This window comes from uncultured Amnibacterium sp. (assembly GCF_964244015.1).
Lineage (GTDB): Bacteria > Actinomycetota > Actinomycetes > Actinomycetales > Microbacteriaceae > Amnibacterium.
Window position 1 is genome coordinate 1 of record NZ_CAXTHO010000134.1, and the last position, 7,608, is coordinate 7,608.

Consider the following 7,608-nt stretch of genomic DNA (forward strand, 5'->3'; position numbering starts at 1 on the left):
TGGCCGCCCTCGGTCACGGCCATCCGAGGGTCGTGGCCGCGATCGCCGACCAGGCAGCCCGGTTGACGTTCGTGCACCGCGGCGCGTTCGCGCCCGAGCCGACCCTCCGGCTCGCCGAGCGACTCACCGCCCTGACCGGGTACGCCGCGGCGTGGCTCGTTGGCAGCGGATCGGAGGCGGTCGAGGCGGCCATGCAGTTCGCGCTGCAGTACCACCGCGAGACCGGGCGGCCTGAGCGGCAGTGGTTCCTCTCGCATCGGCGCGGGTACCACGGCAATACGCTCGGCGGCCTGTCGCTCTCCGGCCATGGGCGGCGTGCCGTGGTGGGCGACCTGGCGTACGCCTTCGCCGAGCTGGAGGCGCCGGCCACCCGTCGCGACCCCTCCCCCGTCGCCGAACGGCTGCACGCGGACCAGTTGCTCGCCGGCGCCCGCGCAGCGCTCGAACGGCATCGCGACCGGATCGCCGCGATCGTCGTCGAGCCCGTCGGCGGCGCCACCCTGGGCGCGACCGTGCCGCCGGACGGCTACCTGCAGGGACTGCGATCCCTCGCCGACGAGTTCGGCGCACTGCTCGTGTTCGACGAGGTGCTCTCGGGCATGGGCCGCACCGGCCGGGTGCTCGCCGCGGACCACTGGGATGTGCGGGCCGACCTGGTCGCGCTCGGCAAGGGCCTGGGCGCCGGCTACGCGAGCATCGCCGGCGTGCTCGTCGACGCGCCGGTACTCGACGCGATCGCCGCCGGCAGCGGGCGCATCGCCGGCGGCCACACCTACGGCGGCAACCCGCTCGCCACCGCGACTGCGCTCGCCGTGCTCGACGTGATGGCGGAGGAGCGCCTCGTCGAGCGGGCCGAGCGCACGGGGGCGGCGCTGCGACTCGTCCTCGACCGCCTCGCCGCCGCGCACCCGCTGGTGGCCGAGGTGCGCGGCATCGGCATGCTGCAGGCAATCGAGCTCGAACCCGACCCGGGCGCCTCCCCCGGCGTCACCGCGGCGCGATTCGCCGAGCACGCGAGAGCCGCCGGAGCCATCGTCTACGTCGCGACGGGCGGATTCCTCGACGCGGTGCTGGTCGCCCCACCGCTCGTGACGACGGAGGCGGAACTGGATGTGCTCGCCGGCATGCTCGAGACGGCCCTCACGACCTTCGAGCGAAGCGTCCCGATCCGAGCGATGCAGGAGAGATCGACAAGTGGAGCAGGATCCGGCTCGGCTCCGGTCCCCGACCTCACGACCGCCTGACCGCAGGGGTCCCGACGCGTTCGGGCCGCCGGCGCGACCCGGTGCGGGCCGCTCAGGAGGCGGCTGCGCGCTCCTCGACGGGGATCACCGGGCAATCACGCCACAGGCGCTCCAGCCCGTAGTAGACGCGGTCCTCCTCGAGGAACACGTGGACCACGACGTCGCCGAAGTCGAGCAGCTCCCAGTGGCCGGAGCCCCGGCCCTCCCGGCGCCGCATCGGTATCCCGATCGAACCGAGCCGCTCATCGACGGCGTCCGCGATCGCGCCCACGTTGCGCTCGCTGCTGCCGGACACGATGAGGAAGGCGTCGGTCAGCGCCAGACGGCCCGAGACGTCGAGCGCCACCAGATCCGTCGCGTTCCTCGAGACAGCGGCTTCCGCCGCCTCCTGCACCTGGGATCTGATCTGTCGCTCCATCTGAGCGATCAGAATAGCTGGGTCATCCAGCTCACGACGAGCAGACCCACGACACCCACAGCCATCACTCCGGCGACGACCGCCAGGACGGTCGGCAGGGTGGTACCGCGGCGGCGCGGCGCGCTCGAGAAGCTGCGGTCGTGCGGGGCGCCGCTGACCGCCTTCGACGCACGCACCGGGGCGACGCCCGAGGCCGGCTCGTCCTGCGACGCCTCGTACAGCCGGTCGATCTCGTGCGAGTCGTACAGGTCGCTGTTGGCACCCGTGGTCGAGAGGCTGCGCGGCAGGTTCATCGAACCCGTGATGAAGATGTCGCCGTTCGCGCCGACGGCCTGCGTGAGGTCCGGCTGGGGGGCGTTCGGGAGGATCAGCGCGTTCGCCGAGCCGTGCGAGCCCTGCACCGAGCGGCTCAGGAGGCCCGTGAAGCCCTCCTGCACGTCCTCCTGGTCGTCGGCCCATGCCAGCGCCGGACCGGTGATGACCGGTTCGGGCGCCGAAGGCTGCTGCCGCGCCTTGCGGATCAGCGCCTCGAATCCGGCGAGGTCGGTGACCTCGCTCGGCGGCCCGAGCTGCGGGTCCTGGAACTGCGCCTGCGGCTGCACGAACGGCATGACCGGCTGCACGGGGATCGGGCCGGAGGTGGAGGGACGGGGCTCGTACGCCTGAGGCTGGTACGCCTGCCGATCCTCGAAGTCCTGCTCGGCGTCGTCGTCCTGGTCCTGGACGTCCCACTGGCCCTGCGGCTGGATGAAGGCCGGATCGACCTGCGCCGCACCCCACTGGTCGCGGCGCTCGGCCGGCGAGACGGTCACCGGGCTCGAGAAGGTCATGGCGTCGTCGCCCGCCGGCTCGATGAACGCATGCGGGAGGAGGATCGGGTTCGTGGTGTGCGAGGGGGCGTCGAGACCGGTCGGCTGCCGGATCGCGATCGTCGGCTCGGCCCGGTACGGCTCGTCGTAGTAGCCGTCGTCCTCGTAGTCGTAGCCCTCGAAGCCCGTCGGCTGCTGGACCGGGAGTGGCGCGGAGGGAGCCCGGCGCTGATCGGCGAAGAGCTCGACCGGCAGACCGTCCTCGCGCTGCCCGGAGAGCTCCTGCTCCCGGCGCTGACGTCGGGTCAGCCCGGAGGCCGCGTCGTGGTCGACGGGCGAGTCGAAGGCGAAGGGCGCCTGGGAGGCGGTCGGCTGCGGAAGGGCCACCGGTCGCTGGTACGCGGCCGGTGGCTGCGCGGCCGCCGGACGTGCGGCAGGCGGCTCGGGCGCACGGCGGAGCACGGCGTCGCGCACGCGGTCGAGCAGCTCGCCGTTCACGCTCGAGTCGACCCGACGCGGAGCGCTCGGCGTCTCGGGTATCCCGGAGCGGTACTCGCCGAGGTCGGCCGTCGGCTGCGGATCGGTGCGACCTCCGCGGGTCAGCGCCGCCCAGATGTCCTGCGTGTCGCCGACGTTGAACTCCTGGTCAGGAGCGAACTCCGGACTGAAATCATGCGCCTCGAAGTCGACGACCCCGGAAGGGTGCGGCTGCTTCTCGGCGAGTGCCTCGGCCGCGCGTCGTTCGGCCTCGCGCGCCTCGCGGCGACTCATCGGTGCTCCGGAGGCGGCGTCGCGAGAGCCACTTGCGCCCCCGCGCGTCTGCTGGTCCTGCCATGCCGTCATGCTTCGCTCCTGTACAGCCGGTGCTTGCTGATGTACTGAACCACACCGTCCGGCACGAGGTACCACACCGGTGCGCCGTGTCGCACACGGGTTCGGCAATCGGTCGAGGAGATCGCGAGCGCGGGCACCTCCAGCACGCTGACATCACCCTGCGGCAGCCCGGAGACCGACAGCGTGTGGCCCGGCCGGGTCACCGCGACGAAGTGGGCGAGGCGCCAGATCTCGTCGAGGTCCTTCCACGTGATGATCTGCGCGATGGCGTCGGCGCCCGAGATGAAGAAGAGGTCCGAGTCGGGGTGCTGCGCCGTCAGGTCGCGGAGCGTGTCGACCGTGTAGGTGACGCCGCCGCGGTCGATGTCGACGCGGGAGGTGGTGAACCCCGGGTTGGACGCGGTGGCGATGACCGTCATCAGGTACCGGTGCTCGGCCTCCGTGACGGGTGTCTTGTGCCACGGCTGACCGGTCGGCACGAACACGACCTCGTCGAGCTCGAACACCCGCTGCACCTCGCTCGCCGCGACGAGGTGCCCGTGGTGGATCGGATCGAAGGTGCCGCCCATCACGCCGATTCGGCGGCGGGTGCTGCCCGCGGGACGTGCGGCGCTCACTGCGCTGACGGTCGCTCCGTCAGTGACCCTGGGAGCTGCCGCCGCCGGGCCTGGCGTCCTGCCGGTGCGCGACGTCCCGGTACGAGAACGCGACGAAGCCCAGCAGGAGGAACACGCTGATCGCGATGATCGGGAAGACGACGCTCGGTGCGATGAGCGGGCCCTCCTCGATGGTGGTGGCGGCGAGCACTGCCGAAGCGATGACGGACATCGGTTCCCCCTTCATGCGCCCGGCGGGCGGAGTGAGTCTAGAGCGAGCGGGTCAGCCGCGGACCTGGCCGGTGCCGCGGACGAGCCACTTGGTGCTGGTCAGCTCGGCGAGGCCCATCGGACCGCGCGCGTGCAGCTTCTGGGTGGAGATGCCGACCTCGGCGCCGAAGCCGAACTCGCCGCCGTCCGTGAAGCGGGTGGAGGCGTTCACCATGACGACCGCGGAGTCGACCTCGGCCAGGAACCGCTCGGCGTTGCGAAGGGACTCGGTCACGATCGACTCGGTGTGGTGCGTCGACCAGGTCGCGATGTGCGCCATCGCGGCATCGAGGTCGTCGACCACGGCGACCGCGAGGTCCATGGAGTAGTACTCGGCGGCCCAGTCGTCCTCCGTCGCCGGCACCAGATCCGGAACGAGCGCGCGCGTGGCATCGTCCGCGTGCAGCGTGACGCCGGCGGCGCGGAGGGCTTCGAGCACCGGAGGCAGGAGGCGCTCGGCGGCGCTCGCATGGACCAGCAGGGTCTCGGCGGCGTTGCAGACGGCGACCCGCTGCGTCTTCGCGTTCAGCACGATCGACGTCGCCATCTCCACATCGGCGCTCTCGTCGAGGAACACGTGCACGACGCCGGCGCCGGTCTCGATGACCGGGACGGTGGACTCCTCCACGACCGACGTGATCAATCCGGCGCTGCCGCGCGGGACGAGCAGGTCCACGAGTCCCCGCGCGCGCATCAGCGCGGCGGCGCCCTCGCGCCCGAACTCGTCGATGGTCTGCACCGCGTCGGCGGGCAGACCGACGGAGGCGAGCGCGTCCTGGATCACCGCGACGAGTGCGGCGTTCGAGTGCTGCGCCGCGGTGCCGCCGCGCAGCACGACCGCGTTGCCGCTCTTCAGCGCGATGGCGGTGATGTCGACGGTGACGTTCGGGCGGGCCTCGTAGATCGCGCCGACGACGCCGAACGGCACCCGGACCTGCGTCAGTTGCAGGCCGTTCTGCAGCGTGCTGCCGCGCACGACGTCGCCGATCGGGTCGGCGAGGCGCGCGATCGCGAGCACGGCGTCCGCGAGCGCCGCCACTCGGCGCTCGTCCAGCGTCAGGCGGTCGATCAGCCCGGCGGAGAGCCCGTTCTGCTCCGCAGCCGCCAGGTCGTCCGCGTTCGCGGCGATGACCTCGGCCGATCGCGCGAGCAGGGCGTCGGCGATCGCCTCGAGCCCGCGGTTCTTCTGCGCCGTCGTCGCCGTCGCCAGCGCACCGGAGGCGGCCTTCGCGGCCCGGAAACGGGCCTCGGCCGTGCCCTGGGTGCGGCTCTCCAGCACGTCCGTCATGTCGCGATCCTACTTTTCATCTTTACGGAGTTCTGGTCACCAGGCGACCAGAACTCCGTAAAGATGAAAAGTCAGGCCGACGGTTCGAACCAGGTGCCGACGCGCTCACCGGACAGCGCCTCCTGCACGCGGTCGGTCGCGGTCAGCAGCACCGCGATGCCGGCGTCGGCCGCCATCCGCGCCGCGGCGAGCTTCGTCGCCGCTCCCCCGGTGCCGACGCCGGTGTTCGTCTGCGTGACGAGCACCTCCGTCAGCGGGTCGCCCGCGGCGACGAACGGGATCCGCATGGCACCGGGCTCGGCCGGCGGGCGGGTGTAGAGCGCGTCGACGTCCGACAGCAGCACCAGCAGGTCGGCGCGCAGCAGCCGCGCGACGAGCGCGGCGAGCCGGTCGTTGTCGCCGAACCGGATCTCGTGCGTCGCGACCGTGTCGTTCTCGTTCACGATCGGCAGGATGCGGAGGGAGAGCAGCGTCTCCATCGCCCGCTCCGCGTTCTTCCGATGGGTCGGGTTGTCGATGTCGCCGGCCGTGAGCAGCACCTGCCCGGCGGTGATTCCGAACCGGTCGAGCCGCTCCTGGTAGCGCTTGATGAGCAGGCTCTGACCGACGGCGGCTGCGGCCTGCTGCACCGCGAGGTCGGTCGGGCGCTCGTGGAGGCGCAGGTAGGGCATCCCGGTCGCGATCGCGCCGGAGGACACGAGCACGACCTCGACTCCGCGCGCGTGGGCCGCAGCGAGCGCGTCGACCAGTGGACCGAGCTGACCGGCGCTGTCCCCGCTGATCGACGAGGACCCGACCTTCACGACGATGCGGCGTGCTGCCTCCACCCGCTCCTGGGTCGCCGGAGCAGTCACGCGTCGAGCTCCCTCGCCGCCTTCTCGGCGCGTCGCTCCTCGTCGAAGTCGACCCGCGCCGCCGCTTTGGCGTCCATCCGCTCCTTGTAGCCCATCCGCCGCTCCTCGGTGCTGCGGCGTGTCGAGCCGCTGAAGCGGGCGTCGGAGCCGCGCGGGCTCGTCACCAGCTCGGCGATCGAGGTGAGCGTGGGCTCCCAGTCGAAGACGACGCCGTCGCCCGGGCCGATCACGACCGCGGAGCCGGGTCGGGCTCCCGCCGTGAAGAGGGCGTCCTCCACGCCGAGCTTCGCCAGGCGGTCGCCGAGGTAGCCGACGGCCTCGTCGTTCGTGAAGTCGGTCTGCTGCACCCACCGCTCGGGCTTCGCGCCGAGCACGCGGTAGACGGTCTCCGTGCCGCCCTCGACCTGCACCGCGAACGGCGTCTCGTCGACCGCTTTCGGCCGCACGATGATGCGGGGGCGCAGCGCCTCGTTCGCGGCCCGCTCGGCGCGGTCGGCCTCGATGACGGCGGCGAGCGCGTAGGACAGCGAGGGCAGTCCCTCGTGGCTCGCGGCGGAGACGGCGAAGACCTTCAGGCCGCGGGCCTCGAGGTCCGGGCGCACCAGCTCGGCCAGATCCTTCGCGTCGGGCGAGTCGACCTTGTTGAGCGCCACGATCTGCGGGCGCTCGAGCAGCGGCCGCACGTCGGCCGGCACCGGGTACGCGGCGAGCTCGGTCAGGACGACGTCGAGGTCGGTGAGCGGGTCGCGGCCCGGATCGATCGTGGCGCAGTCGATGACGTGCACGATGACGCTGCAGCGCTCGATGTGCTTCAGGAAGTCCAGTCCGAGGCCGCGCCCCTCGCTCGCGCCCTCGATGAGGCCCGGCACGTCGGCGATCGTGTACCGGACGCTGCCCGCCTCCACGACGCCCAGGTTGGGCTGGAGGGTCGTGAACGGGTAGTCGGCGATCTTCGGCCGCGCGGCCGACATCGCGGCGATCAGGCTCGACTTGCCGGCCGACGGGAAGCCGACGAGTGCGGCGTCCGCGATCGTCTTCAGCTGGAGGCGGACGTCGCGCAGCTCGCCGGGGGTGCCGAGCAGCGCGAATCCGGGCGCCTTGCGCTTCGGGTTCGCGATCGCGGCGTTCCCGAGACCGCCTCGGCCGCCGACCGCGGCGACGTACCGCATGCCGGGCTGATCGAGATCGGCGAGCTGCTCGCCGTCATCGCCGGTGATGACCGTGCCGACCGGCACCGGCAGCTCGACCGGCTCGCCGGCCGCGCCGTCGCGGTGGTCGCCGGCGCCGGGCTTCCC

At 72.4% G+C, this 7,608-nt stretch carries 8 protein-coding genes; 1 reads left to right on the forward strand and 7 read right to left on the reverse strand.

Annotated features, from left to right (window positions below):
- A partial coding sequence (locus ACFE67_RS12905; RefSeq protein WP_375407283.1) for an aspartate aminotransferase family protein occupies positions 1–1,244 on the forward strand: 1,244 nt, incomplete at its 5' end.
- Positions 1,245–1,296: 52 nt separating this feature from the next.
- Here ACFE67_RS12905 and rsfS read toward each other — a convergent pair.
- The 7 genes from rsfS to obgE all read right to left on the reverse strand — a co-directional run.
- On the reverse strand, positions 1,297–1,662 hold the full coding sequence (rsfS, locus tag ACFE67_RS12910; protein ID WP_375407284.1) for a ribosome silencing factor: 366 nt from the start codon (positions 1,660–1,662) through the stop codon (positions 1,297–1,299).
- 8 nt (positions 1,663–1,670) lie between these two features.
- Positions 1,671–3,314, reverse strand: coding sequence for a hypothetical protein (locus ACFE67_RS12915; RefSeq protein WP_375407285.1), 1,644 nt, complete (start codon positions 3,312–3,314; stop codon positions 1,671–1,673).
- On the reverse strand, positions 3,311–3,922 hold the full coding sequence (nadD, locus tag ACFE67_RS12920; protein ID WP_375407286.1) for a nicotinate-nucleotide adenylyltransferase: 612 nt from the start codon (positions 3,920–3,922) through the stop codon (positions 3,311–3,313). Before nadD ends, ACFE67_RS12915 begins: the two co-directional genes overlap by 4 nt.
- Positions 3,923–3,941: 19 nt before the next feature.
- Positions 3,942–4,133 (reverse strand): hypothetical protein, encoded by a 192-nt coding sequence (locus tag ACFE67_RS12925; protein ID WP_375407287.1) that lies wholly within the window; start codon positions 4,131–4,133, stop codon positions 3,942–3,944.
- A 51-nt stretch (positions 4,134–4,184) separates the two neighbouring features.
- The gene (locus ACFE67_RS12930; protein ID WP_375407288.1) at positions 4,185–5,459 is read right to left on the reverse strand and encodes a glutamate-5-semialdehyde dehydrogenase; all 1,275 of its coding nucleotides are present in this window, start codon (positions 5,457–5,459) and stop codon (positions 4,185–4,187) included.
- Positions 5,460–5,530: 71 nt separating this feature from the next.
- Positions 5,531–6,313, reverse strand: coding sequence for a glutamate 5-kinase (proB, locus tag ACFE67_RS12935; RefSeq protein WP_375407289.1), 783 nt, complete (start codon positions 6,311–6,313; stop codon positions 5,531–5,533).
- Positions 6,310–7,608 (reverse strand): GTPase ObgE (gene obgE, locus ACFE67_RS12940; protein ID WP_375407290.1); only part of this gene is annotated, 1,299 nt, incomplete at its 5' end. The genes obgE and proB, both read right to left, overlap by 4 nt.